Annotated in this window: 24 protein-coding genes; 13 read left to right on the top strand and 11 right to left on the bottom strand. The window is 62.3% G+C overall.

Annotated elements, in window-relative coordinates:
- Positions 1-30 precede the first annotated feature (30 nt).
- Positions 31-1,389, bottom strand: coding sequence for an esterase-like activity of phytase family protein (locus AC27VQ_RS11140; RefSeq protein ID WP_488716295.1), 1,359 nt, complete (start codon positions 1,387-1,389; stop codon positions 31-33).
- A gap of 387 nt (positions 1,390-1,776) precedes the next feature.
- Between AC27VQ_RS11140 and AC27VQ_RS11135 the strand changes: the two genes are divergently transcribed.
- A complete protein-coding gene (locus AC27VQ_RS11135) occupies positions 1,777-2,928 on the top strand; it encodes a M10 family metallopeptidase C-terminal domain-containing protein (RefSeq protein WP_488716294.1) in 1,152 nt (383 codons plus the stop codon).
- Between the two features lie 72 nt (positions 2,929-3,000).
- Here AC27VQ_RS11135 and rnd read toward each other — a convergent pair whose 3' ends face one another.
- The 3 genes from rnd to AC27VQ_RS11120 all read right to left on the bottom strand — a co-directional run bounded on the left by rnd (position 3,001) and on the right by AC27VQ_RS11120 (position 6,959).
- Positions 3,001-4,146, bottom strand: a complete 1,146-nt coding sequence (gene rnd / locus AC27VQ_RS11130) for a ribonuclease D (RefSeq protein ID WP_488716420.1) — start codon at positions 4,144-4,146, stop codon at positions 3,001-3,003.
- Between the two features lie 98 nt (positions 4,147-4,244).
- Positions 4,245-5,639, bottom strand: coding sequence for a multicopper oxidase family protein (locus AC27VQ_RS11125; RefSeq protein ID WP_488716419.1), 1,395 nt, complete (start codon positions 5,637-5,639; stop codon positions 4,245-4,247).
- A 78-nt stretch (positions 5,640-5,717) separates the two neighbouring features.
- Positions 5,718-6,959 (bottom strand): MFS transporter, encoded by a 1,242-nt coding sequence (locus AC27VQ_RS11120; RefSeq protein ID WP_488716293.1) that lies wholly within the window; start codon positions 6,957-6,959, stop codon positions 5,718-5,720.
- A 176-nt stretch (positions 6,960-7,135) separates the two neighbouring features.
- Here AC27VQ_RS11120 and AC27VQ_RS11115 point away from each other — a divergent pair, with 176 nt between their 5' ends.
- The 4 genes from AC27VQ_RS11115 (at position 7,136) to creD (ending at position 12,142) form a co-directional block, all read left to right on the top strand.
- The gene (locus AC27VQ_RS11115; RefSeq protein ID WP_488716292.1) at positions 7,136-7,663 is read left to right on the top strand and encodes a hypothetical protein; all 528 of its coding nucleotides are present in this window, start codon (positions 7,136-7,138) and stop codon (positions 7,661-7,663) included.
- A gap of 595 nt (positions 7,664-8,258) precedes the next feature.
- Entirely contained in the window at positions 8,259-8,570 is a 312-nt protein-coding gene (locus AC27VQ_RS11110) for a hypothetical protein (protein ID WP_488716291.1), read from the top strand.
- A 173-nt stretch (positions 8,571-8,743) separates the two neighbouring features.
- On the top strand, positions 8,744-10,531 hold the full coding sequence (gene aspS, locus AC27VQ_RS11105) for an aspartate--tRNA ligase (RefSeq protein ID WP_488716290.1): 1,788 nt from the start codon (positions 8,744-8,746) through the stop codon (positions 10,529-10,531).
- A gap of 177 nt (positions 10,532-10,708) precedes the next feature.
- Positions 10,709-12,142, top strand: a complete 1,434-nt coding sequence (creD, locus tag AC27VQ_RS11100) for a cell envelope integrity protein CreD (protein ID WP_488716289.1) — start codon at positions 10,709-10,711, stop codon at positions 12,140-12,142.
- Between the two features lie 77 nt (positions 12,143-12,219).
- Here creD and AC27VQ_RS11095 read toward each other — a convergent pair whose 3' ends face one another.
- The gene (locus AC27VQ_RS11095) at positions 12,220-13,416 is read right to left on the bottom strand and encodes a hypothetical protein (RefSeq protein WP_313522409.1); all 1,197 of its coding nucleotides are present in this window, start codon (positions 13,414-13,416) and stop codon (positions 12,220-12,222) included.
- A 210-nt stretch (positions 13,417-13,626) separates the two neighbouring features.
- Between AC27VQ_RS11095 and parC the strand changes: the two genes are divergently transcribed.
- Complete coding sequence (gene parC / locus AC27VQ_RS11090) at positions 13,627-15,879, top strand: DNA topoisomerase IV subunit A (protein ID WP_488716288.1); 2,253 nt, start codon at positions 13,627-13,629, stop codon at positions 15,877-15,879.
- Here parC and AC27VQ_RS11085 read toward each other — a convergent pair whose 3' ends face one another.
- From AC27VQ_RS11085 to hemB, 6 genes are all read right to left on the bottom strand, one after another.
- Positions 15,880-16,272, bottom strand: a complete 393-nt coding sequence (locus AC27VQ_RS11085; protein ID WP_421591184.1) for a type II toxin-antitoxin system death-on-curing family toxin — start codon at positions 16,270-16,272, stop codon at positions 15,880-15,882.
- Positions 16,269-16,490, bottom strand: a complete 222-nt coding sequence (locus AC27VQ_RS11080; protein ID WP_421591183.1) for an AbrB/MazE/SpoVT family DNA-binding domain-containing protein — start codon at positions 16,488-16,490, stop codon at positions 16,269-16,271. The genes AC27VQ_RS11085 and AC27VQ_RS11080 overlap by 4 nt, the downstream gene beginning before the upstream one ends.
- Positions 16,491-16,544: 54 nt before the next feature.
- Positions 16,545-17,462, bottom strand: a complete 918-nt coding sequence (locus AC27VQ_RS11075) for a DMT family transporter (RefSeq protein WP_488716287.1) — start codon at positions 17,460-17,462, stop codon at positions 16,545-16,547.
- Positions 17,463-17,480: 18 nt separating this feature from the next.
- The gene (locus AC27VQ_RS11070) at positions 17,481-18,245 is read right to left on the bottom strand and encodes an arginyltransferase (protein WP_313522412.1); all 765 of its coding nucleotides are present in this window, start codon (positions 18,243-18,245) and stop codon (positions 17,481-17,483) included.
- 99 nt (positions 18,246-18,344) lie between these two features.
- Complete coding sequence (locus AC27VQ_RS11065) at positions 18,345-18,809, bottom strand: RDD family protein (protein ID WP_313522413.1); 465 nt, start codon at positions 18,807-18,809, stop codon at positions 18,345-18,347.
- A 99-nt stretch (positions 18,810-18,908) separates the two neighbouring features.
- Positions 18,909-19,925: a porphobilinogen synthase gene (gene hemB, locus AC27VQ_RS11060; protein ID WP_488716286.1), complete on the bottom strand. Its 1,017-nt coding sequence runs from the start codon at positions 19,923-19,925 to the stop codon at positions 18,909-18,911.
- Positions 19,926-20,079: 154 nt separating this feature from the next.
- Between hemB and AC27VQ_RS11055 the strand changes: the two genes are divergently transcribed.
- The 7 genes from AC27VQ_RS11055 to AC27VQ_RS11025 all read left to right on the top strand — a co-directional run bounded on the left by AC27VQ_RS11055 (position 20,080) and on the right by AC27VQ_RS11025 (position 26,558).
- Positions 20,080-20,517: a DUF6163 family protein gene (locus AC27VQ_RS11055; RefSeq protein WP_313522415.1), complete on the top strand. Its 438-nt coding sequence runs from the start codon at positions 20,080-20,082 to the stop codon at positions 20,515-20,517.
- A 130-nt stretch (positions 20,518-20,647) separates the two neighbouring features.
- Entirely contained in the window at positions 20,648-21,160 is a 513-nt protein-coding gene (gene ldtR / locus AC27VQ_RS11050; protein ID WP_298106054.1) for a transcriptional regulator LdtR, read from the top strand.
- A 318-nt stretch (positions 21,161-21,478) separates the two neighbouring features.
- The gene (locus AC27VQ_RS11045; RefSeq protein ID WP_313522416.1) at positions 21,479-22,804 is read left to right on the top strand and encodes a L,D-transpeptidase family protein; all 1,326 of its coding nucleotides are present in this window, start codon (positions 21,479-21,481) and stop codon (positions 22,802-22,804) included.
- 193 nt (positions 22,805-22,997) lie between these two features.
- Positions 22,998-24,296, top strand: a complete 1,299-nt coding sequence (gene glyA, locus AC27VQ_RS11040; RefSeq protein WP_488716285.1) for a serine hydroxymethyltransferase — start codon at positions 22,998-23,000, stop codon at positions 24,294-24,296.
- Between the two features lie 67 nt (positions 24,297-24,363).
- Positions 24,364-24,843 carry a transcriptional regulator NrdR gene (gene nrdR, locus AC27VQ_RS11035; protein WP_117369545.1) on the top strand — a complete coding sequence of 160 codons (480 nt, stop codon included), beginning with the start codon at positions 24,364-24,366 and terminating at the stop codon, positions 24,841-24,843.
- Positions 24,844-25,944: a bifunctional diaminohydroxyphosphoribosylaminopyrimidine deaminase/5-amino-6-(5-phosphoribosylamino)uracil reductase RibD gene (gene ribD, locus AC27VQ_RS11030; protein WP_488716284.1), complete on the top strand. Its 1,101-nt coding sequence runs from the start codon at positions 24,844-24,846 to the stop codon at positions 25,942-25,944.
- Positions 25,944-26,558, top strand: coding sequence for a riboflavin synthase (locus tag AC27VQ_RS11025; protein ID WP_314088091.1), 615 nt, complete (start codon positions 25,944-25,946; stop codon positions 26,556-26,558). Before ribD ends, AC27VQ_RS11025 begins: the two co-directional genes overlap by 1 nt.
- The last annotated feature ends 58 nt before the right edge of the window (positions 26,559-26,616 follow it).

The following is a 26,616-nucleotide window of genomic DNA, read 5'->3' as shown; positions in this document are numbered from 1 at the left end:
GCGGCGCCAGAAGACGCCGCCGTCCTTTGGTCACTCGGCCTTCAGGAAATCGGCGACATCCAGCAGCACGAATTCGTTGTCGTCGGCCTTGTCCAGCGCGCGGCCGGCCGAGAAAGGCAGGTTGTTGTCGTTGCCGACGATGATATGCGTCTCGTCCACGCGGTCGACGTTTTCGATCGTCACGAACGGCATGTCGTAGAAGCCGTCGCCGCCGCCCTGGCGCTTCTTGTTGTCGGGATCGGCGATCTTCAGGAGATCGATATAGCCGATCTTGCGCACCGCCTTGCCGGCGTTCTCGTCGGTCATGGCGATCTTGTAGATGCGCTTGACCTTCGAGGCGGTGGCAAAGCAATCCGGCTTCGGGTCCTTGGGATCGGCGCAGGCCTTGTCGGCCGTGCCGGCGCCGTTGTCGCGCTCGATCACCAAGGCGGTCGTTTCGTCCAACATGTTGAAATCGCCGATCGCCTCGCCGCCTTCGGCGAGCGGATAGAGCCAGCTGCGACCCGTCCAGGCCTTGGAAGCGACGTCGAGCTCGATGATGCGCAGCGCCGGACGGCCGTCGGCCTGCTCGACGCTTTCGCTGTCGATCCAGATCGGGCCTTCCAGCAGACCATAGAGCTTCGAACCGTCCTTCGAGAGCGCAAGGCCCTCGTAACCGCCGGAGCGCTTGACGTTGAAGGCCGGCATCTTCTTCGACGGGTCGGCCTGTACGGTAAGCGTCGCATTGTCGGGCGAGGTGACCGGCTTGCCGTCAACCTCCGTGGCGATGACATCGGTGAGTTTGCCCTCAAGGTCGAACTTCAGGATGTAGGGGCCGAATTCCTCACCGATCCAGAAACCATCGGCGACCGGCTGGATGGATTCCACGTCGAAATCACTGCCCGTCAGATAGCGCTTCTCGGCACCTTCCATGACGATCGGGAAAGGCGCCTTCTTGTTCGGGTCGGAGAGAAACACGGTCTTGACGGGTTCCATCGTGCCCTTGTCCCAGTCGAAACGCACATTGTGGATCATCAGCATCGCATCGGTGGAATTCAGCTTGTTGCCGAAACCGTTGTCGGACAGCGTCCAGAACGAGCCGTCGTCCATGGCCTTGATGCCGGAAAAACCCTGCATCGGCTGGCCGTCGAAGGGCAGCGAAAGACCGGTCTCGCGCACGCCGTCCTTGCCCATGACGGTACCGAGCGCATCGACTCGCCTGCGGTCGGCCGTCGAGAACTTGCCCGAGGTCTTGAGATAGTCGGCGGTGTCGGCGGGTGCCGCGAGGATCGTATTGGCCGGAAGGATGGCATGGGCCTTCAGCGTGGCCGGAAATTCCTTTTCCGCGGCGAAGGCTGCGGTCATCATCAGAAGCGAAAGGGCGGCGGTGGTGAAAAGATGTTTGGTCATATCGTCCTCGGGGTTCTAAAAGCGAGGCCGTTTGATAGGGGCTGCGGATGACTGCCGCTTGACAGTTGCTTGTCGTTTTCGTGACGAAACAAGAACTTGTGGCGATGCATTTGGAGGCAATCGGCCTCCGGATGGACCTTCGCGGCGTCGACAGCCTGTATATCCCCAGAAAAATCCACATTTGTATTTCCTGTTTCAGGAATGTCTTCTTCAATTGCCGGTGGAGTTTGCGTTAATTTCAGGTAAATTGAAGGAAAGATGTTCCGCTCCGTTACGCCTGACGGCGTCCCCTGCGGACATCCTTTTTTCACGGCGATCGGGGATCGACCTCAAGAACAACGCCCAAGCCTTCAGGCGGCTATGGGCCGATGAGCGGGAGACAATGACATGACCACTGTCAATTCCAATGTAAGCGTGACACTCAATGGATCCACCACGTTCGGTATCGGCGGCGATACTTTCGAATGGTTCGACCGCTGGCTCAACAACCTGGATCTTTGGGCGCCTGATGCCGCGTCGCCGCGCACGGTGACGCTGAAGCTTACCGGTAACAGCTGGCACACCGGGCTGTTGCGCTTCAGTGGGGATGCCAGCGTCACTATCACCGACTTGTCAAATGGAACGACCGACGACAACCGCATATCGATGGATTCCATCACCGTCTATACCGAGGGAACGAACACCATCACCCTGAAGAATGCCGATGTGGGAACGATCGTCGGCGGCGGCAGCATCGAGAAGGTGACGGTCGGTTATTGGGTGGGCTACATCGGCCTGGGCCGAGGTAACGATTCCGTTTCCGTGACCGGAGACGGCGAAGTCGGCAACATGGATCTCGGCCGCGACGCCGACACGCTCACGACCAGCGGCAATGCCTGGGTTGGAGCCGTCTATATGGGGCGCGGCAATGACAAGGTCACGCTCGGCGCCGGCGGTGCCGATTACATATCGCTCGGGCGCGATGCCGACACGATCAAGTTCGCAGCGCTGACCGACAAGGGCCAGAACGTCACCGTCGACGGCGGCGAAGGCATAACGGAGACGACGGACAAGGATATCGATACCGTCAATTTCTCCGCTTTTACCAGCGCGCTGACGATCGATCTGGATGGCCAGTCCACGGTGAAGACCGGAGCGGGCAATTTCCACATCCGTAATTTCGAAAACGTCATCGGCGGTTCCGGTAAGGATACGATCATCGCCAGCGCTGATGTCAACGTCCTCAAGGGCGGCGGCGGTGGCGATACGTTTGTCTTCGAGACGGTCGCGGCCGCCAGGGGCGACAAGATTCTCGACTTCACGCAGGGAAGCGACAAGATCGGCCTGTCGGCAATCGACGCCAATGGCTCCGCTGCGGGAAGCGCGGCTTTCAAGTTCATCGGTACGGCAGCCTTCCACGATGTGGCCGGCGAACTGCGCTATTTCCAGAAGAGCGGCGACACGTTTGTTCAGGGCGACGTCAATGGCGATGGCACCGCCGACTTCACTCTCAGCATCGATGCGCTGATCACGCTGAAGAGCACGGATTTTATCCTCTAAGCTGACCTTCGCTGGAAAGACAAAGGGCGGCCCGAGGCCGCCCTTTTTGTTTTCGATGCAAGGATTGCGGGATCAGATCTCAACCGCCTCGATCTTCTTGTCGACGAAGCGCAATGCCACCTTGCCGCCGATGAGGTTGAGGGCGGTTTCGCCGAAGAGGTCGCGGCGCCAGCCTTTAAGGGCGGCGACCTCGGCGGCCTCGCCTTCGATGGCGATCTTTTCGAGATCGTCGGAATTGGCGATGATCTTGGCGGCGACGCCTTCTTTTTCCGAGACGATCTTGAGCAGCACTTTCAGCATTTCGCTGGCCGATGCGGCACCTTCCGGAACGTGGTTCTGGCGGGGCAGGCGGGGCAGATCGGTCTTCGGGATCGCCAGCGCCTCGCCGACGGCCTCGAGCAGCGCCGTGCCGGACTGCGAACGTTCCCAGCCCTTGGGGATGGTGCGCAGGCGCGCCAGTGCCTCGGCGTCGGCCGGCTGCTGCTGGGCGATTTCGTAGATCGTGTCGTCCTTCAGGATGCGCGAGCGCGGTACGTTGCGGCCACGAGCCTCCCGCTCGCGCCAAGCGGCGACCTTCTGCAGCACGGCAAGCTCGATTGGCTTCTTGACGCGCATCTTGAGCCGCTTCCAGGCATCGTCGGGATGCAGGTCATAGGTCTCGCGCGATTCCAGCACTGCCATTTCCTCGGTCAGCCACAGCGAGCGGCCGGCCTCGTCGAGCTTCTCCTTCAGTGCGAGATAGACATCGCGAAGATGCGTGACGTCGGCCAGCGCATATTCGAGCTGCTTGTCGGTGAGCGGGCGGCGGCTCCAGTCGGTGAAGCGCGAGGACTTGTCGATATGCTCGCCTTTGATCTTCTGCACGAGCTGGTCATAGGAGACGCTGTCGCCGAAGCCGCAAACCATGGCCGCGACCTGCGTGTCGAAGATCGGATGCGGAATAAGATTGCCGCGATTGAAGATGATTTCGATGTCCTGTCGCGCAGCGTGGAACACCTTGAGCACCGCGCTGTTGGCCATCAGTTCGAAGAAGGGCGCAAGATCGAGCCCCTTGGCGAGCGGATCGACGATGACTTCGATCTCGGGGCCGGCGAGCTGGATCAGGCAGAGTTCCGGCCAGAAGGTCGTTTCCCGCAGGAACTCCGTGTCGATGGTCAGATAGTCGGAACGGGCGAGCGTCTCACAGGCGTCGCGAAGGGCTGCGGTGGTCTCGATGATCTGCATAACGGGCTCGGGCGGACTTTCTTGTTCTTGGATCGGGCATCTCTAGACGGTCCACGGTTTTGCCACAATCGAAAACTTGTCCGTCGGAAACCTCAGGTTACCCGCACATAGCTCGTCATGCCGGTCTTCTGGTGCTCGATGATGTGGCAATGGAACACCCAGTCGCCCGGATTGTCGGCCACCAGCGCCAGCTGCACCTTCTCGTCCGGCAGGATGAGGTAGGTGTCGGAAAAATGCGGGCGGATCGACTGCTTGTTCGAATTCATCGGCCGAAAGGCGAGGCCGTGCAGGTGGAGTGGGTGAACCTGCGGCGTCGGGTTCTCGACATTGAAGATATAGGTCTTGCCTGCCTTCATCTCGGCAAGCGGCGCGGTCGGGTCACCCGTATCGTCGGCCCACGGCACGCGGTTGATCGCCCAGAAATTATAGCCGAGCGAACCGCAGATCCCGTCCTTCGGCCGCTCCTCGGCGGAGGCGCTGAGGATGAAGGGGAGTTCGGTGGCCGCAGATAAGTCGGGCTCTGAAAGCCGATTGGCGGCCAGTGCCGGCAGATCGCGGATATCGCGCTTCAGCGAGGTGCCGACGGCGCGGAAGCTGGCAAGCTTCGCCGGCTTGGTGCCGCGCAGGTCCATGAGGGCGGCCACAGTGCCTTCCTTGTCGGGCATGCGCAGCACGAGGTCGAGCCGCTGGCCGGGGCCGATCATCAGGTGATCGAGCGCGAAGCGTTCGGCAGCCGGGTTGCCGTCGACGGCGATGACCTCTGCCTGTGCTCCTTCCATGTTGAGCGCCAGGATGCGGGTGACGTCCGTCGAGGCGATCCGCAGGCGTACGAGGCCGCCCGCCGGCGCGTCATATCGCGGCGATTGCCGCCAGTTGGCGGTGCGCACCGTGCCGAAGGTGCCGGCACGCGCGGCGTCGCGCGGCTTGAACTGGGCGATGAACTGCCCGTCGCCGCCAAGCCGCCAGTCGCGCAGGTTCAGCACGATCTCGGCATCGAACACGGGATCGGCGGGATCCTCCACCACGATGAGCCCGTTGAGACCGCGGCCCATCTGTTCCAGCGTGTTGCAGTGCGGGTGATACCAGAAGGTGCCGGCGTCGGGCGGGGTGAAGGCATAGTCGAAGCCGTCGCCGCCGTAGATATAGGGCTGCGTCAGGAAGGGCACGCCGTCCATCCTGTTGTCGATGCGCAAGCCGTGCCAATGGATCGTGGTCGGCTCGGTGAGCCTGTTGTCGAGCTTGAGCGCAAAGGGTTTGCCGCGCTGCATGCGCAGCACCGGCGGTATTTCGCCGTCACCATAGGTCATGATGCCCCTGGTCGGGCCTTTGTCCGTGAGCAGGGCTTCGGAGTTGCGCGCCACCAGCGTCGTCTTCGGCTGCGCCTGGGCCGAAAAACCGCCGAAACGGCCTGCGAGGCTGACGCCACCGGCATAGGCTCCGGCAACAAGAGCGCCCTTCATCAGCGTGCGACGTGTCAGCATGGCAATCCCTCCGGTGCGTCACCCGCTTCTAAACCTGAGGGCAGGGCTCAGCAATGCGCCTGATGCAACCAGATTGCCGCAGGTTCACGGGCGGCCGTTGCGGTCCTTTTCCGAGGCGGCGAGCTTGTTGAAGAAGAACGAGGTGCGCAGCAGGTTGCGGAAACGGCTGCGCCGCGCGCCGGCGGGTACAGCCGGGCGCGCGCTTATGCGCAGCGCCGTGTAGCCCATGAAGGCGAGGAGGATGACGGCCGTATAGAGGAACAGCGCCTGCGGGCCGAAGACCTGCAGCAGTACCGAGGCGAAGAGCGGGCCGATGATCGCGCCGCAGGACCAGAAGAACAGCATGCCGGCCGAAACCAGCGCATGCTCGCCTTCGCCCGCATGGTCGTTGGCATGGGCCGAGCAGAGCGAATAGAGCGGCATGGCGAAGGCGCCGAAGATGAAGATGCCGACGAAATTGCGCCACTCGTCGCCGCCGGCGAAGAAGGCCAGATAGAGCGCGGCAAGCGCCGAGCCGAGCGTGGCGACGAGGATGATCAGGCGCCGGTCGAGCCGGTCGGAATAGATGCCGAGCGGATATTGCAGCACCACGCCGCCGACGATGCCCGCACTCATGAAGCTGGCGATCGCCGTCACCGACAGCCCGATATCATGCGCGTAGATCGGCCCGAGATTGCGGAAGGCTGCATTGGTCAGCCCCACGACGATGCAGCCGACGGTGGCGAGCGGCGAGATGTTCCAGAGCTTTTTGACGTCGAAGCGGATCGCTTCCGGCACGGTCGGGCTGGAACGGTCGGCAAGCGAGATCGGCACCAGCGACAGCGACAAGGCCATGGCGACGATGGCGAAAAGCTCGAAGCCGCCGATGCCGATGCCGGGAATGAGATATTGCGCTGCCGTCACCGAGCCGAGATCGACGAGGCGGTAGATCGACAGCGTGCGCGCGCGGTTGGCATTGGTGACGGAGGCGTTGAGCCAGCTTTCGACGGTCGCGAAGAGGCTGGCAAAACAGATGCCGGCGACGATGCGCATGATGAACCACATGAGCGGATCGATCAAAAGTACCATGGCAATGGCGGACGCCGAGGCGATGGCGGCCATGGCCGAGAATGTCCTGATATGCCCGATCGCGCGCAGCACACGCGTCACATAGATGCAGCCGATGGCAAAACCGATGCTGTAGCCCGCCCCGACAAAACCGATCGTCGCGGTCGAAAACCCCTCCTGGGAGGCGCGCAGCGCAATGAACGTGCCCTGAAGGCCGTTGCCGCCGATGAGAATGCCTGCGGTGAGGAGGAGGGGAATCAGAGGGCGAATCGTGGACATGCGGCCACTATGGCGGAGGTTTTGGCGAATGGGAGAGGGCTACGAGAATAATGCAGGGCAGCATGCCTGTCTGATTTTGCAGAGGCTGTAGCTCGCGTCGGTTACGCTGTTGCGAGCAATCGACAATATGCCCCTTTCGATCTATGCCCTGATAAGACTGATTAGATGGGGGCGGCATGCGCAGATGGTCACTGTTTCTCGTTCTCGCGATTGCCCTCCCCTATGCTGGATGCAAATTGTTCACGCCTGATCACCGACTCGTTCGCGCGCCATGCGGAATGAACATAGAGAAGGTTTTGTATGCAGAAGAGAAAGCTTGGGGCGTCGGTTTGCCGGGTGACAACGAAACCGGTGTAATTGCTTATGAATTGCCAGAAGATGTATCGAAAGCGCTGGAGTTGCGTGGCCTTGGATACCTGGAGGGGTTGGATTGCGCGCGACGGGACGGCGGGGACTGGCGTGGGCGCTTTTACAGGTGGAAGCGGACTCCAATTCAAGACGGTCGCAAATGGGCCAAGGCTGGAAATCCCGAGATTCGGACCTATCTCGGACAATATGGTTTCGACATCAATATCAGCCCGACGATCGAAGCCGAGATCAATGCGGCGATTTCAGGCAGCGATGCCTTTTTCGCGTATGGCCAGATTGGCTTTGCCATACTTGTACCGAGCAAGAGACGCGCATATTTCGTCTATGCAGGGTAAACGTCGAAATTTCATGCGAGCGCTTCCAGTGGACGATCATGCTCCCGGACATTGCTGGCAGTGCGCCACCATCCGCATTCTCCAGAAAAATCTCTTCCCCGTTTTCCCCATCCCCAAAACCCGTGCCCATAATCCTCCCGTCCCGTCGCGGATACACCGGAGCGCGTTGCCGGCGAGGCGGGGTCGGTGCCTTGGGGTTTCGGCGGTTACGCACGCCGGGTTTCGAGGCGCGGCAGAAAATGGTTTCCCTCACGGGCTCACCTGTCGTGATACCCCGTGGCGTGCCTGTGCGGCACAGAGGATATGACCGGCGATGGCCGGATGCGGCGGCGCGAATGCCGCGTGCGTCAGGCCTTTCGCATTGCCCGGCTCCGGCCGGCGCGCAATGGCCCTGGAAAAGGCGCCGGTTCGCGTAGAGAAACCGCAGTTGCCGCGAAAAGACACCGAACGGGGCGCCGGAAGGCGTCACATACACTTTTCAACGAGGCACCTTGCGGCGCCCCGTCCGAACCCGGTTCGCCGGGACGAAACTGCGCCACTCCACGGATGCCACGGGCATTGCGTGGTTCTCCGTGCAGGCGAAAGGAGAATGCACATGGACGCCATCCCCTCCGGTCCTGTTCAGGCCGATATGCTTGCCGAACGCGCGATGCGGCAGACGGCGACGATACTTCGCGACCTGACGACCTGCCGCCGGCGGGCCTGCCGGCGCAATGGATGTTGCGGCCCCTTGGCCGAAAACACGGGTAAGCCTTCGCGCGCTCAAGGCGGATTTTCGCATGTCCCGCCATGCATCATCGGCACGGATGCCGAACTCGTCGCCGTTTTCGAGGAACAATCCCGTATCCTGCTGGCGCTTCTCGGCAGAAACCCCGATTACAAACTGCATCCGGCGCGTCTGCGGTGAACACCCGGCGGACAATAGCAGGAGGCGAGGGGGGCAAGATCGGCGGCTCGCTGTCTTCAAAACCCGCCAAGCCTTGACAAACGGGCGTCATCATGCGCTTTTCCGCCCGATTTTTCCTGGGTAAACGCGCCGGATTCTTCCCGCGTGTCCCTCACGCATTTCAGGATACAACGATGCACCGTTATCGCAGCCACACCTGCGCCGCCCTCCGCAAGGCCGATGTCGGCCAGACCGTTCGTCTTTCGGGCTGGGTTCACCGCGTCCGCGACCATGGCGGCGTGCTCTTCATCGACCTGCGCGACCATTACGGCATCACCCAGGTCGTCGCCGATCCGGACAGCCCGGCCTTCAAGAAGGCCGAGACGGTGCGTGGCGAATGGGTCATCCGCATCGACGGTCTCGTCAAGGCGCGCACGGAAGACACCGTCAACAAGGGCATGCCGACCGGCGAGATCGAGCTCTACGCCCAGGAGATCGAAGTGCTCTCCGCCGCCAAGGAGCTGCCGCTGCCGGTGTTCGGCGAGCCGGAATATCCGGAAGACGTACGCCTGAAGTACCGCTTCATCGACCTGCGCCGCGAGACGCTGCACAAGAACATCGTGCGCCGCACGCAGATCATCTCCTCCATGCGCAAGGGCATGGGCGAGGCGGGCTTTGCCGAATACACCACGCCGATCCTGACGGCCTCCTCGCCGGAAGGCGCCCGCGACTTCCTCGTGCCGTCGCGCATTCATGAAGGCAAGTTCTTCGCGCTGCCGCAGGCCCCGCAGCAGTACAAGCAGCTGCTGATGGTCGCCGGTTTCGACCGCTACTTCCAGATCGCGCCGTGCTTCCGCGACGAAGACCCGCGCGCCGACCGCCTGCCGGGGGAGTTCTACCAGCTCGACGTCGAGATGAGCTTCGTCACCCAGGAAGACGTGTGGGAAACGATGGAGCCGATGATGACGGCTGTTTTCGAGGAATTCGCCGAAGGCAAGCCCGTCACCAAGCAGTGGCCGCGCATTCCCTATGACGAGGCGATCCGCAAGTATGGCTCCGACAAGCCGGACCTGCGCAACCCGATAGTCATGCAGGCCGTGACCGACCATTTCGCCGGTTCGGGCTTCAAGGTCTTCGCGAACATGATCGCGTCGAACCCGAAGGTTCAGGTCTGGGCGATCCCGGCCAAGACCGGCGGCAGCCGCGCGTTCTGCGACCGCATGAATGCCTGGGCGCAATCGACCGGCCAGCCCGGCCTCGGCTACATCTTCTGGCGCAAGGAAGGCGACAAGCTCGAGGGCGCAGGCCCGCTTGCCAAGAACATCGGCGAAGAGCGCACGGAAGCCGTTCGCCAGCAGCTCGGCCTTGAAGACGGCGACGCCTGCTTCTTCGTCGCCGGCGACCCGGCCAAGTTCTACAAGTTTGCCGGTGAAGCCCGCACCCGCGCCGGCGAGGAACTGAACCTCGTCGATCGCGACCGCTTCGAAATGTGCTGGATCGTCGACTTCCCGTTCTACGAATACAACGAGGAAGAAAAGAAGATCGACTTCGCGCATAACCCGTTCTCCATGCCGCAGGGCGGCCTCGAAGCCTTCGACAGCAAGGATCCGCTGGAGCTGAAGGCCTACCAGTACGACGCGGTGTGCAACGGCTTCGAAATCGCCTCGGGCTCGATCCGTAACCAGTCGCCGGAGCTGATGGTCAAGGCCTTCGAAAAGGTCGGCCTCAGCCAGCAGGATGTGGAAGAGCGCTTCGGCGGCCTCTACCGCGCGTTTCAGTACGGCGCTCCGCCGCACGGCGGCTGCGCCTTCGGTATCGACCGTGTCGTCATGCTGCTCGTCGGTGCGAAGAACCTGCGCGAAATTTCGCTGTTCCCGATGAACCAGCAGGCGCAGGATCTGCTGATGAACGCCCCGTCGCCGGCAACGCCGACGCAGCTTCGCGAACTGGCGCTGCGCGTCGTTCCGTCCAAGAAGGACTAAGACCTTCGAAAGGACTTGCAGAAAGGGCCGGCGGTAACGCCGGCCCTTTCCGTTTGGACGCCACAATGCCGCGAATTCGCCGCCAGTCGAGCCCAATTCCGCGCATAATCGGTCCAAATGCACCCCTAGCGTGAACAGACGCCCGCAAGAGGCGATTCACGACTGGAGGGACTTTCCATGACCGATATGCAAGCCGACGATCCTGCGCCTGCGGTATCCTCCCGGCCTTCTCCCTATCCCGAACCGCGCGGCAACCTGACGACTTTTTTGCGCTCGCCCGGCGTCAAGTTCATCATGATCGGCGTCATCTCCGTGGCGCTGCTGGTGCCGCTGCTGCTCGTCTGGGGGCTCACGGAAGAGCGTGCTCAACGGGCGGCGGATGTCTCGCGCCGCATCGCCAACGGCTGGGGCGGTGATCAGGCGATCAACGGCCCCTATATCGCCGTGCCCTTCGAGGTGCAGCGCAGCCGCGAGGTGGATGGCCGAACCGTGGTCGAGCAGACGACCGAATGGGCGCTCGTCATGCCGGAAGTGCTGGACGTGACGGCCGATCTCAAGGCGGAGGAGCGAAAACTCTCGATCTACACGCTGCCGGTCTATAACGGCGCGCTGATGCTGAAGGGCCGCTTCGGAAGCAACATCCTGCAGGACCTCGCGCAATTTTCCGGCACGCCGCAGCTCGACCGCGCCATCCTCGTGCTCAACATCAACGACATCACCGGCATTCGCTCCGATGCGGGCGTGAAGATCGACAACGGTGCCGTCAGGCCCTTCGATCCCGGCATGCGACAGATTTCCGCGATGAGCGTGGCCGGGGCCGATGGCTATGCCACACCGCAATCGAGCGCTGGCGTCCACCGGCCAATCGAGCGTGCGCTGATCGACAGTGGCTTTGCCTTCGAGATCGCGTTGTCGCTCAACGGCTCGCGCAGCTTCGCCGTGGCGCCGGCCGGCCAGACGACGAGTTTCGCCGCCAGGGCCAACTGGCCGCATCCCGGCTTCGAAGGGCTCTTCCTGCCGGAAGAGAAGACCATCACGGCCAAGGATTTCTCCGCCAAGTGGACGATCCCCTATCTCGCCCGCGGCATCGACCGCGTCGCCTCCGGCCCGACGCTGCCGCTGTCGGGCAGCATGATGAGCATTAACCTCGTGGAGCCCGTGCAATTCTATCAGGTGATCTCCCGTACGCTGAAATACTCGATCGGCTTCATTTCGCTCGTCTTCCTCGCCGTCTTCGTCGTGGAGTTGAAAGGCGCGCGCATGGTGCACTGGATTCAGTATGTGCTGACGGGGCTTGCGCTGATCGTCTTCTACGTACTGCTCCTGGCGCTTGCCGAACATACCGGCTTCACCATCGCCTACATCGTGGCAGCACTTGCGACGACCCTGCTGATCGCTGCCTATCTCGGCAGTGCCACCGGCAGCCGAAAAAACGGCCTGTCGCTCGGCGCCGTGCTCATCTCGGCCTATGGCGTCATGTATCTGGTGCTGCGCGAGGATGAATATGCGCTGCTCGCCGGCGCGCTGATCTCCTTCGTCACCATTGCCGCCACCATGTATGCGACGCGCCGCGTGGAGTGGTCGGCGCCACAGGCCATACCCATCCGCTGAGGCGGCGACCCCGAACGCAAAAAGCCCGGAGCATCGCTCCGGGCTTTCTCTTTTCAGCGCGTGGCCGAAAGGATGGATTACATCTCTTCGTTGGCCGTGACGGTAACGCCGAGAACCTGCGGGATGGTCTGCGGTGCGCCCATGGCGGCACCCATGATCATCGGGAACGGCACCGGCTCCTTCGGCTCGGCGCTGATCGTCAGGTTCTTCGGATCGTCGAGGAAGGTGTTGGCGGCGGCCGAGATCTGGTTCTGCAGGTCAGGCATGTTGAGCTGCGCGATCATGACCGGGATCAGGCCCTTTAGCGACTGCGCCATCTGCTCGCCCGTAACACCCTGTTCGCTGCCGGCATAGTCGAGCAGCTTCTTGGTGATCGAGGCGTCTTCGAAGGAGATCGAGGCGCTGTTGAAGGTCAGCTGCTGCACGAGGCCCATCATGGACATGCCAAGTGCCGCGTTGGCTTCTTCCTTGTTCGGGTTGGATTCGGATGCCTTGATGGCCTCCTGAATGCCCTTCAGGAAATCGAGCGTGTAGCCGGAGAATTCCAGCGACAGGCTGAGGCTGCCGACATCCTTGAAGTCGAAGGTGTATTCGTCGACGGCGAGCTTGCCGCTGGCCAGTTCCCAGCTGCCGGACATGGAGACCTTGCCGTCGAGCGAGGTCATGCCGAGCTTGGCGAGCGTGTCCTTGGCCTTGGGGTCTTCGACGGTCGTCAGGTCGGCCTTCAGGTCCGACAGGGTGGCGTCGAATTCGAGGCCGGCATCGCCGTCCATGCGCGTGACATTGGCTTCCATGCCGGACATGGAGAAGACTTCCTTGCCCTTGTTGGAAACGTTGATCGGGCCGGTGGAAGCCGATTCGTACATCAAAAGCGATTCGAGCGTACCGGGCTTCACGGTGCCGGGAATGGTGACGCCGCTGATCGCGATGTCCTTGACCGAAACGGTCGAGTCCGCTTCGGTCGCGTTGACGTCGGCGAAGCCGACGGTCTCGATCTTGTAGCCGCCGTCGCCGTCTTCCTCGACGCCTTCCATGGTGACCGTACCGAGCTTGATCGGTTCTGCTGCACCTGTGGGCTTCAGCTCGGCGCCTTCGAGGGTGACGGTAGAGCCATCAACGGCGACGTTCGAGGAGGTGACCGTCACGCCCGACGTGGCGTAGGTGGCATTCAGCTTCGCCAGCAGGTCCGCGCCATCGAGCGCGAAAGCGGGGCTTGCCAGGGAGGCGAGCGCGGCGCCGGCGAGAAGGGTGCGGAAATGGGAGGTGCGCATCATGAATTGGCTCTCTTTCTGGATTTTTGGACGGCTGCCTTGCCGTTACCGCTCATAGACGGGCGGCGCGGCGACTATATTCGGGCGCGCGCAACTTTCTATAGAATTCTGGCGCTTCGGCGGCATATTCGCGACAGGCTTTACAAACTGCTATCCACAGCGCAATCGCCCGGATTCCTTGCCGCGAATCGGTCTAGAGGCTAGTCAAGTCGCATGGGACAAAACACTTTGCCGCCGGATGGCGGAGACGACAATATCCTGCCGGTCGACCTCAAGGCGGCGCTGGAAGAGCGCTACCTTGCCTATGCGCTCTCGACCATCACGCAGCGCGCGCTGCCGGATGTGCGCGACGGCCTGAAGCCGGTTCACCGCCGCATCATCCACGCGATGAGCGAAATGGGCATTCGCGCCAATTCGTCCTTCAAGAAATGCGCGCGTATCGTCGGCGACGTCATCGGTAAGTTCCACCCGCACGGTGACCAGTCGGTCTATGACGCGCTGGTGCGCCTCGCGCAGGATTTCTCGCAGCGTTATCCGATCGTCGACGGGCAGGGGAATTTCGGCAATATCGACGGCGACAACGCCGCCGCCTACCGATACACCGAAGCGCGCATGACCGACGTCGCGACGCTGCTGCTCGACGGCATCGATCAGGACGCGGTGGATTTCCGCCTGACCTACAACGAGGAAGACGAGGAGCCGGTCGTCCTGCCCGGCGCCTTCCCGAACCTGCTTGCGAACGGTTCTTCGGGCATCGCCGTGGGCATGGCGACGTCCATTCCCTCGCACAATGTGCATGAACTGTGCGATGCAGCACTTCACCTCATCCGCAATCCGGATGCCGAGGTGGAAAAGCTGGTCGAGTTCGTGCAGGGCCCGGACCTGCCGACCGGCGGCATCATCATCGACAGCCGCGAAAGCATCATCGAAGCCTACCGGACGGGGCGCGGCGGTTTCCGCGTGCGCTCGAAATGGCAGACAGAGGATCTCGGCCGTGGCGGCTACCAGATCGTCATCACCGAAATTCCCTATCAGGTGCAGAAATCGCGCCTGATCGAGAAGATCGCCGAGCTGCTCATCGCCCGCAAGCTGCCGCTGCTCGAAGACATCAGAGACGAGTCGGCCGAGGACGTGCGCATCGTGCTGGTGCCGAAGAGCCGCACGGTCGATCCGACGATCCTGATGGAATCGCTTTTCAAGCTCTCCGAGCTGGAAAGCCGCATTCCGCTCAACATGAACGTGCTCTCGATGGGGCGCGTGCCGAAGGTCATGAGCCTCAAGGAGGTGCTGGTCGAATGGCTCGCGCACCGCCGCGAGGTCCTGCAGCGCCGCTCGCGCCACCGCCTTGCCGCCATAGACCGCCGCCTCGAAATCCTCGGCGGTTACCTCATCGCCTATCTCAACCTCGACGAGGTGATCCGCATCATCCGCGAGGAGGACGAGCCGAAGGTCTCCCTCATGGAAACCTTCTCGCTGACGGATGTGCAGGCCGAAGCGATCCTCAACATGCGCCTGCGCTCGCTGCGCAAGCTTGAGGAATTCGAAATCCGCACGGAATTCGACAGCCTGTCGAAGGAGAAGGCCGAGATCGAGTCGCTGCTGGCCTCGGACGAGAAGCAGTGGCAGACCGTCGCCTGGGAGATCGGCGAGGTTCGCAAGAAGTTTGCCAAGGCGACCGAACTCGGCCGCCGCCGCACCCAGTTCGCCAGCGCCCCGGAAGCCGATATCGAGGCGATCCAGCAGGCGATGATCGAGAAGGAGCCGGTGACGGTCGTCATCTCGGAAAAGGGCTGGATCCGCGCGCTGAAGGGCCATATCGCCGATACATCCGGCCTCCAGTTCAAGGAAGGCGATGCGCTGAACGTCGCTTTCCCGGCGCAGACGACGGACAAGGTGCTGATCGTGACGACGGGCGGCAAAGTCTACACACTTGGCGCGGACAAGCTGCCGGGCGGCCGTGGCCACGGCGAGCCGCTGCGCATCATGGTCGACATGGAAAACGATCAGGACGTGCTGACCGCTTTCGTGCACGATCCGCATCGCAAGGTCGTCATCGCCTCGCAGGCCGGCAACGGCTTCGTCGTTGCGGAAACCGAGATGGTCGCCAATACCCGCAAGGGCAAGCAGGTGATGAATGTCGGCATGCCCGACGAAGCCAAACTCGTGGTGCCGGTGCGTGGCGACCACGTCGCGGTCGTCGGCGAAAACCGCAAGATGCTGGTCTTCCCGCTGGCGCAGCTGCCGGAAATGTCACGCGGCAAGGGCGTTCGCCTCCAGCGCTACAAGGACGGCGGCATCTCCGACCTGCGCTGCTTCGCCATCGCCGACGGCCTCACCTGGGACGACAGCGCCGGCCGCAACTTCGTGCGCACGAAGGAAGAACTCGCCGAATGGCTCGCCGACCGCGCGACGGCAGGCCGCACGGTGCCGAAGGGGTTTCCGAGAAGCGGCAAATTCAGCGGCTGATCAGCCGGAATAGGGGACGCTGACGTCGCGCAGGAAGCGCGTCGCGCCCTCCTCATCGATCTCGCCTGCGGCGACGGCGAGGACGAAAGCGATGACATCGGCTTGCGACGCTTCGATCAGGAAGCCGTTGAGGATCAGGAATGTAAACGCGGCAAGAAAGCCGGTGCGCTTGTTCCCGTCAGAGAAGGGATGATTGCGCACGATGCCGTAAAGATAAGCGGCCGCCAATTCGAAAAGGTCCGGCATGCTATATGCTGCCTTGTTGAGCGGGCGGGCGAGAGCTGCCTCCAGAGCGTTCTCGTCTTTGAGCCCGCCAAGCCCGCCGTGCTCAAGAATCTGTTCTTCGTGCATGACCTCAACAGCTTGGCGGGTCAGCCACTTGATGTCACTCATTTGGCGAGTTCGCGGAGGGCGACGCGATACTTTTCCATACCCATGCGGGCGGCCCTGAGTTGTTCCGCCAGATCGGCGTTCTGGGGAATAAGCTGAATTTGACCGCTTTCTTCCTTCAACGTCAGTTCATCCCCCGCCTTGACGCCCATGCGGTCGAGGACGTCCTTCGGGATGATGATGCCTTCAGAATTGCCGATCTTGCGAATGGTGATATTCATGGCCTTGCTCCGTTATAACTGAGTTATAACATCGCGTGGGGCCGATCTCAAGCCTCACCCCGTAAACGGGAACTCCGTAGCTGTGTCGCCTTCCCGGACGGCGCGGGCCTTTGAGCGCATTTGCCAGAGGGAATGGGCAAGCAAAGCAAGGATGAGGATGGAGCCGCCGATGAGGGTCTGGGTGGTGGGCGTTTCGGCAAAGACGATCCAGACCCAGATGGGCGCGAGAACGGTTTCCAGCAGGTAGAACATGCCGACTTCCGGCGCCGAGAGATAACGCGGACCGGTGGCCAGGCAGAAGAAGGCGAGCGGGATCATGATGAGCCCGTTGAACAGGATGAAGCCGGGGGCTGCGATCTGGAAGCCGGTGTCGGGCAGCAGGATCAACGCGGCGATGCCGGGAAAGATCGCGGTGATGAGCGGCACGAAGCCCATGTCGAGACCGCTGCGGCGGCTGAGCGTAATGGCGGAAGCGAGCAGGAAGGCCGATGAGGCCGCCATGGCGTCGCCGAAGAAGTTTCCGCTTTCCAAGCCGTCATGCACGATCAGCGCAACGCCCGCGACCATGGCCGCCATGGTGACCAGCGTCGCGTTCGAGGGGCGCTCGCCGAGGAAGATCCAGGAGAGGATTGCCGCGAACATCGACGTGAAGGCGAGGATGAACACGACATTGGCCGTGGAGGTGTTGAACACCGCCAGCATGAAGGTCAGCGAGTTGATGCCATAGAGCAGGCCGATGAACAGGCCCATCGGCCCGGGCACCAGCGCGACGCGCTTGCCGAGTGCGAAACGCAGCACGGACCAGGCGAGAATCGCCATCACGAAGGTCGCGATGCTGCGCGTCGCCAGCACTGACCAGACTTCGCCTTGGGCGGAGCGGATCAGCGGGATGTCGAAGGAGAGGGCAAGGCCGCCGATGGCGGTAATGAGAAGACCCTTGCGGTGAAGGGCGGGATCGCTTGTCTGGGACACGATGGGACCGAATCGATGCTAAGAGGCAGTATCTTGCTCATCATAGCGTTCCCAGCCGCGCGGCATCAGATGCTCCTGCGGCAAAAACTTTGTTTTATAGTCCATTTTGCGCGATCCCTTGACCCAATAGCCGAGATAGACATGCGGCAGGCCGAGCGCCTTGGCGCGCCTGATGTGGTCGAGGATCATGAAGGTACCGAAGGAACGGTCGGCAAGCTCCGGATTGTAGAAGGAATAGACCATCGACAGGCCGTCGCCCATGCGATCGGTCAGCGCCACGGCGAGCAGTTCGCCCTGCGGACGCTCCTGCAGGCCGGAGCCTTCCTCGCGCTTGCGGTATTCGACGATCTTGGTGTTGACGTGCGTGTCCTCCACCATCATCGCATAGTCGAGCACGGACATATCAGACATGCCGCCCTTCTGGTGGCGGGCGTCGAGATAGTGACGGAAGAGGCTGTATTGCTCGCTCGAAGGCTCGGCAGGGTATTCGTGCGCGATGAGATCGGCATTCGTCGCCAGCACCCGGCGCATCGAGCGGCGCGGCTGAAACTCGTTGACGAGGATGCGGACGGAAATGCAGGCGCGGCAGCTTTCGCAGGCGGGGCGGTAGGCGATGTTCTGCGAGCGGCGGAAGCCGCCCTGGGTCAGGAGATCGTTGAGTTCCGGCGCCCGTTCACCCACCAGATGGGTAAACACCTTCCTTTCCATCTCCTGCGGCAGGTAGGGACAGGCCGCAGGCGCGGTCAGATAGAACTGCGGAGAGGGTGTTGCCTGCGTATTCATCGGCCGTGAGGCGACTCCATCGCTTTGTGACACGTAATGCCAATAGCATGGCCTAGTTCAAAAAAAGGTCAACTAGAGGAATTCGCCCGCGCCCGCTCATCAGTAGCGGTCGCGGCGAACCACGACGGTGCCCAGCAGCAGGTCATGCAGCAGGCGGCCACGGTCGGTGAACAGGCCGACGAGCACGATGAACGGCGTGAGCACGGCATTGCCGATCCAGAACAGCACGAGATGCACGATCGCGGTCAGGAAATCCACCGGGCGGCCATCGACGCGAGCGAGCGCAAGGCCCATCACGTTCATGCCCGCACTCGCCTGTGAAGGCCCGCCCATCGTCAGGCCGAAATAGAGCATGGCGACGATGGCGAAGAGAGCGGGGTAAAGGAAGAAGCCGAGGCCGAGGGTCAGGATGCCCAGGAAGAAGACGATGACGGCGGCTGGAATCCAGAGAAGCGCGACGATCGCGTAATCGATCAGAAACGCAAAAATCCGCCGCGACAGCACGCCGCGATAGGCCTGCCAGTCCGTCGTCGGAACCCGCGTTTCGTTGAAATCAGCGCTCATCTGCCTGTCTCCGTGGTGGAACATGCGAGACATATGGGGATGTTTTTAGGGAAAACAACGGGCGCCGGAGAGCGGGGATGGGACGGCAACGTCTCCCGGTCAGCCCTTCTTCGCCAGATACCGTGCCACGTCCATCGCGAAATACGTGAGAATGCCGTCGCAGCCGGCGCGCTTGAAGGCGAGCAACGTTTCCAGCATCACACGTTCGCCATCAATCCAACCGTTCAGCGCGGCGGCTTTGATCTGGCTGTATTCGCCGGAGACCTGGTAGGCGAAGACGGGCAGGCCGAAGGCTTCCTTCATGCGCCAGCAGATATCGAGATAGGGCAGGCCGGGCTTGACCATCAGCATGTCGGCGCCTTCCTCGACGTCGAGGGCCGCGTCGCGGATCGCCTCGGTGCCGTTGGCAGGGTCGATGTAATAGGTCTTCTTGTCGCCCTTCAGCAGGCCGCCGGTGCCGATCGCGTCGCGATAGGGGCCGTAGAAGGCGGAGGCAAATTTCGTGGCATAGGACATGATGCCGACATTCTGGTGCCCCGCGGCGTCCAGCGCATGACGGATGGCGCCGATGCGGCCGTCCATCATTTCCGACGGCGCGATGATGTCGGAGCCGGCATCGGCCTGGAGCACGGCGGCCTTGGCCACCAGATCCACCGTCTCGTCGTTGACGATGACATCGCCGCGCAGCACGCCGTCATGGCCGTGGCTGGTGAAGGGATCGAGCGCGACATCGGTGATGACGCCGATATTGGGCACGGCCTTCTTGATGGCGCGCGTCGCTTCGTTGATGAGATTGTTGGACACGAGACAGTGCGAACCCGTTTCGTCACGCAGGCTCATCTCGATATTCGGGAAGGTGGCGATGGCGGGAATGCCGAGATCGGCGGCTTCCTTTGCGGTTTCCACCAGCTTGTCGATGCTCATGCGGTTGACGCCGGGCATGGCAGCGACGGGATCGACAACATTCTCGCCGGGCACGACGAAGACCGGCCAGATGAGGTCGTCTACCGTCAGGCGGTTTTCCTGCACGAGGCGGCGTGTCCAGTCGGCTTTCCGGTTGCGCCGCATGCGGCGGCCGCCGGTGATATCGTCGACAATGTGCCTGCTGCCGGTCATGATGCCATTTCCCTTACGCGATCTAATCTGCGCCTCATATCACGCTCATTCCGGCAATCAAATCGCGAGCGGTGAGGGGGACTGCGGCATATGGCCGTGCAGGAGGGCGCCTGCGGCCTTTATGCCGGCCCGTCTTGCCCTTACTGTCAGCCGTATGGTTGCTGATTCTGCCAAAGGCCCGAGGCCAAGCCTCATCGAAATGCTGTTCGTGCTGTTCCTGCGGCTCGCGGCGATCGGCTCGCTGTGGTTTGCCCTGCAGTACTGGGCGATGCTCACCGGCTTCTCGTTTAATGGCCAGGGCCGTTTCGATCTGCTGCCGCCGGCCTGGAAGGCGGCCTATACGGCACTGGCCGTGCTCTTCCCCGTGGCGGCCGTGGGCCTCTGGCTTCTCGTCTCCTGGGGGCCGGTCATCTGGCTGGTCGCAGCGGCGACGGAAGTGGCCATGCACGAGGTCTATCCCTCGATTTTCGGTATCGACCGGACGCTGGTTCTTCTGCATATCGCGATCGCCGTTTTGTTCGTTCTTTTCCGCATCGCGCTCTTCATCGAGCGCCGCAGACAGGCCCGTTCGGTAAGAACTGATTCACCCTGAGACAGGGTCGCCTTTCGGTAAGGCGCTGTTAAGCCTGCGGTTTAAGTAGAATTTTAGATGCATTCGTTAGGTTCTCACTCAAGGCGGGAAAACAAACCACACCGCCAAACAAAACAGTGAGGCAGTAACGATGAACACCAAGATGAAGCCGCAGCAGGCCCCGGTCGTCGATCCGCAGGAAGATGCGATCCGCAACCTCTATCTGGAATCCCTCCACCTCGTCGAGCGTCTGCACCGCCGTCTGCTCGACGTCATCAAGGACGAGTTCGACCGCGCCGGTCGCTCCGATGTCAACGCCGTTCAGGCGCTGCTCCTCTTCAACATCGGCAATTCCGAACTGACCGCCGGCGAGCTGCGCTCGCGCGGGTATTACCTCGGCTCGAACGTCTCCTATAACGTCAAGAAGCTGGTCGACCTCGGCTTCATCAACCACCAGCGTTCGCGCATCGACCGTCGTTCGGTCCGCATCAGCCTGACGGAAAGCGGCCAGGACATCGCCGAGACCGTCGCCAAGCTCTATGAGCGCCATATCGGCTCGATCCAGAAGGTCGGCGGCATCGGCGAAGGCGAGTTCAACCAGATGAACAAGCTGCTCCAGCGTCTCGACCGCTTCTGGAACGACTCGATCCTCTATCGCCTGTAATCCCGGACATCCTTTCGACCTCCTCCATAAAAGCCGGCCGCGTTCCCTGCGCGTCCGGCTTTTGCCGTTCACGATCAGCGGGCTGGACCTCACATCTTCGTGTGTTTCCATGGGCTTCCCGTCCTGCGAAAGGCGCTGAGACACGAATTGGCCATATTGCTGTGACACCCGGACGCTGGGCTTAAGGTATGCGCGGGCGGCAGGGCCGGTTTGCGTTTGTTAACCCTGTTCATGATAGCTGCATCGGGTATGGACCTTGGGTCATGTGCCCAGGCGCACCCGCCGCTTTGAACGGCGTTTCAGGAGATGGTAGGATAGATGTCTCGCAAAACCGGAATTGATGTGTTCTCGCGCCGCGCATTCCTGCGCTCCGCTGCAACTTTCGGCGCTGCCGCCGTTGCTGGCCCCGTGCTGGCCCAGACGGCCCTTGACGATGTCCTCAATGCTCCCCGCCGCGGCAACTGGGACGATCAGTTCGATGCCCAGGCGTCGCGTTCCTCCGCCGGCGTTCAGTCCAACAATCCGATCCTCGGCTCCGGCGCGATCCCGAATATCCAACAGGCGATTTCCGATTACCAGCAGATCGTGTCCAGCGGTGGCTGGCCGCAGGTCAGCTCCAGCGTGAAGCTGGAACTCGGCGTGGTCGATCCCGCCGTGCAGGCGCTGCGTCAGCGCCTGATCATTTCCGGTGACCTTTCGCGTTCCGCGGGCGTGTCCAATTCCTTCGATTCCTACGTCGATGGCGCGGTCAAGCGCTTCCAGGCCCGCCACGGCCTGCCGCAGGACGGTGTGCTCGGCGAATATACGCTGAAGGCGATGAACGTGCCTGCCACGACCCGCCTTGCCCAACTGAACACCAATCAGGTGCGTCTGCAGACCATGTCGGGCGATCTCGGCCAGCGCTATGTCATGGTGAACATTCCGGCCGCCTATATCGAGGCGGTGGAGAACGGCCGCGTCGTGTCGCGTCACGTCGCCGTGGTCGGCCGCCTCAGCCGTCCGACGCATATCCTGAATTCCAAGATCTACGACGTCACCCTCAACCCCTACTGGACCGCACCGCGCTCGATCGTCGAAAAGGACATCGTGCCGCTGATGCGCAAGGACCCAACCTATCTGGCGCGCAACAACATCCGCCTGATCGACGGCAAGGGCCAGGAAGTAGCGCCGGAAACGGTTGACTGGAACGCCGAAAAGGCGCCGAATCTGATGTTCCGCCAGGACCCGGGCAAGATCAACGCCATGTCCTCGACGAAGATCAACTTCCACAACCCGAACAACGAATACATGCACGACACGCCTCAGCAGGGCCTGTTCAACAAGCTGATGCGCTTCGAATCGTCCGGCTGCGTGCGCGTGCAGAACGTGCGCGACCTCACGACCTGGCTGCTGCGCGATACGCCCGGCTGGTCGCGCGGGCAGATCGAGCAGGTCATCAACACGCGCGTCAACACGCCGATCAAACTGGCCGTCGAGGTTCCGGTCTATTTCGTCTATATCTCGGCCTGGTCGGCCCGCGACCGCGTCGTCCAGTTCCGCGACGATATCTACCAGATGGACGGCGCGACCGAACTGGCGCTCCAGAGCGGCATCGGCACGGAAAAGCCGGCCGGCTCGCCGGACGAGGACCTTCTGCCGCAATAAGGCGATTTGTCTGACTTTTTCAAAGGCCCCGCATTCCCCAGGGAATGCGGGGCCTTTGTTTTTCCGGCCCCGGGCACCTTGTCGTTTTTATCGCATAACACGCGCGGAAATGGCGCAAACCGTGGAGCGGATATTGCCCTTGCCATGCGAGGACGATAAACACCGTGCCACCCACCCTTAAGGAGCCTCGAGGATGAGCCAGTCTTCCGCCACCGAAGTTTTCTTCACGCGTTCCCTTGCCGATACCGACCCGGACATTTTCGGCTCGATCCAGAAGGAACTCGGTCGCCAGCGCCATGAAATCGAGCTGATCGCGTCCGAAAATATCGTTTCGCGCGCCGTGCTCGAGGCCCAGGGCTCGATCATGACGAACAAGTATGCCGAGGGCTATCCGGGCAAGCGCTACTATGGCGGCTGCCAGTTCGTCGATATCGCCGAAGAACTCGCCATCGAGCGCGCCAAGAAGCTGTTCGGCGTCAACTTCGCCAACGTTCAGCCGAACTCCGGTTCGCAGATGAACCAGGCCGTCTTCCTCGCGCTGCTGCAGCCGGGCGATACCTTCATGGGCCTCGACCTGAACTCGGGCGGCCACCTGACGCACGGTTCGCCGGTCAATATGTCCGGCAAGTGGTTCAACGTCGTGTCCTACGGCGTGCGTGAAGGCGACCATCTGCTCGACATGGACGATGTCGCCGAGAAGGCCCGCAAGAACAAGCCGAAGCTCATCATCGCCGGCGGCACCGCCTATTCCCGCATCTGGGACTGGAAGCGCTTCCGCGAGATCGCCGATGAAGTCGGCGCGTACCTCATGGTCGACATGGCCCACATTGCCGGCCTCGTCGCCGGTGGCCAGCATCCGTCGCCGTTCCCGCATTGCCACGTTGCCACGACCACCACGCACAAGTCGCTCCGCGGCCCGCGCGGCGGCGTCGTTCTGACGAACGACGAGGATATCGCCAAGAAGATCAACTCGGCCGTCTTCCCGGGTCTTCAGGGTGGCCCGCTGATGCACATCATCGCCGCCAAGGCCGTTGCCTTCGGTGAGGCGTTGCAGCCCGAATTCCAGGACTATGCTGCGCAGGTCGTCAAGAACGCCAAGACGCTCGCCGAAACGTTGAAGGCCGGCGGCCTCGACATCGTTTCGGGCGGTACCGACAACCACCTGATGCTCGTCGACCTTCGCAAGAAGAACGCGACCGGCAAGCGTGCGGAAGCAGCCCTTGGCCGCGCCTATGTCACCTGCAACAAGAACGGCATCCCGTTCGACCCCGAAAAGCCCTTCGTCACCTCCGGTGTCCGTCTCGGCACGCCTGCCGGCACGACCCGCGGCTTCAAGGAAGCCGAATTCAAGGAAATCGGCAACCTGATCGTCGAGGTTCTCGATGGCCTGAAGGTCGCCAATTCCGACGAGGGCAATGCGGCCGTTGAAGCCGCCGTCCGGGAAAAGGTCGTCAAGCTGACGGACCGCTTCCCGATGTACCCCTATCTGTAAGGATAGCGGTTCCAGGAAAAGTGTCGCGCGGTTTTCCGTCTGGAACCGCGTAAAACAAGGATAGTTCATGCGCTGCCCCTATTGCGGTTCGGAAGATACGCAGGTGAAGGATTCCCGTCCCGCAGAGGACGGGGCCGCCATTCGCCGCCGACGCATCTGCCCGGATTGCGGGGGGCGGTTCACGACCTTCGAGCGGGTGCAGCTGCGGGAGCTTATGGTTGCCAAGAAGACGGGCCGCAAGGCCCCCTTCGATCGCGACAAGCTCCTGAAATCCTTCGAGATCGCGCTTCGCAAGCGGCCCGTCGACCGGGACCGTATCGAACGCGCGGTCTCGGGCATCGTCCGCCGGTTGGAAAGCTCCGGCGAGACGGAAATCTCTTCCGAAGAGATCGGCCTTCAGGTGCTGGAAGCCTTGAAGGCGCTCGATGATGTGGCCTTCGTGCGCTACGCGTCTGTCTATCGCGACTTTTCCCATGTCGACGACTTCGAAAAGATTCTCTCCGAAGTCGCCGCCAAGATCGCCCGTGATCCGGGCGCTGACGGCTAGATGTCGGGCGTCGTGTCCAGCGACGAACGCTTCATGGCAACGGCGATCCGCCTCTGCCGCCGCAATCTCGGCCTGACATCCACCAATCCTTCCGTCGCTTGCCTTATCGTCAAGGACGGCGTGATCGTCGGTTCTGCCGTAACGGCGCCGGGTGGCCGGCCGCATGCGGAAACGCAGGCGCTGGCCATGGCCGGCGATGCTGCGCGCGGCGCCACGGCCTATGTCACGCTTGAACCCTGCTCGCACCATGGCAAGACGCCGCCCTGCGCCGATGCGCTTATCGCCTCCGGCGTTGCCCGCGTCGTCGTCGCCATGACCGATCCGGACGAGCGCGTCGCTGGCAGGGGGCTGTCCATGCTGCGCGATGCCGACATCGTCGTGGAGACCGGCCTCTTGGAGAGGGAAGGCACGGCGGCGCTCGCCGCTTATCTGACCCGACAGACGAAGAAGCGGCCTTATGTGACTCTGAAACTTGCCGTTTCCGCCGATGGCATGCTCGGCCGGCTGGGCACGGGGCAGGTGGCGATTACAGGCCCGGTGTCGCGCGGCCAGGTGCATGTGCTGCGCGCCGAAACGGATGCGATCCTCGTCGGCATCGGTACCGCGCTCGCTGACGATCCTGAATTGACCTGCCGGCTGCCGGGGCTTGAAAAGCGGTCCCCCGTGCGCATCGTGCTCGATCCGCGGCTGGAACTGCCACCCATATCGAAACTCGCGCAGACGGCGCGGATGGTGCCGGTCATCGTGGTGGCGGCGAAGGATGGCAAGGACGATCCCGCTTTTGCCGCCCGACAGGATGCACTGGAGGCGCTCGGCGTCGAGGTTCTGATCTGCGATCCGCGCCGGCTCGAGGCGCTGCTGACCGCACTTGCCACGCGCGGAATTTCCTCCCTGCTTGTCGAGGGTGGCGCGCGCACGGCGCAATCTTTCCTCGATGCGGGACTTGTCGATCGCATCCTGCTATTCAACGGCGCAGTCACCCTTGGCACGGGCGGGGTCGCATCCCCATGTGTGTCCGGGCAGATGCCGGCGGGCTTTTCGCTGCGCGGCACGGCGCGCTACGGCGCGGATATTTTTGAAGAATACGAAAGAGACGAGTGATGTTCACAGGCATTGTCACGGATATTGGAACGGTCGAGAAGGTCGAGCCCATGAATGAGGGGGTTCGGCTGCGCGTGCGCACGAACTATGATCCGGCGACGATCGACATGGGCGCGTCCATCGCCCATTCCGGCACCTGCCTCACCGTCACGGCCCTGCCGGAAGAGGGCGCCAATGCCCGCTGGTTCGAGGTCGAGGCCTGGGAAGAAGCGCTGCGCCTGACGACGATTGCCGGCTGGAAGGCCGGCACGAAGATCAATCTCGAGCGCTCGCTGAAGATCGGCGACGAGCTTGGCGGCCACATCGTCTCCGGTCATGTTGATGGCAAGGCCGAAATCCTCTCCGTCGAGGCCGAGGGCGACGCGACGCGCTTCCGCATTCGCGCACCCGAAGGGCTGGAGCGATTCGTCGCGCCGAAGGGCTCCGTCGCGCTCGATGGCACGTCATTGACCGTGAATGCCGTCGACGGTGCGGTTTTCGACGTGCTTCTTATCCGCCATACGCTTGAAGTTACGACCTGGGGCGAGCGCAAGGCCGGCGATTTCGTCAATTTCGAAGTGGACACGATGGCGCGTTATGCGGCGCGGCTTGCGGAATTTCCCGCCAAGGCGTGACCGGCGCGTGACTCCCGCCCGGACCGTTCCAAATCGGAACGGCAGGGGGCGGCGTTTG

The organism is Shinella sp. 20P9.1.1 (assembly GCF_057798995.1).
The sequence above is the reverse complement of the archived record's forward strand: the minus strand, read 5'-3'. Positions and strand labels throughout refer to the sequence as shown.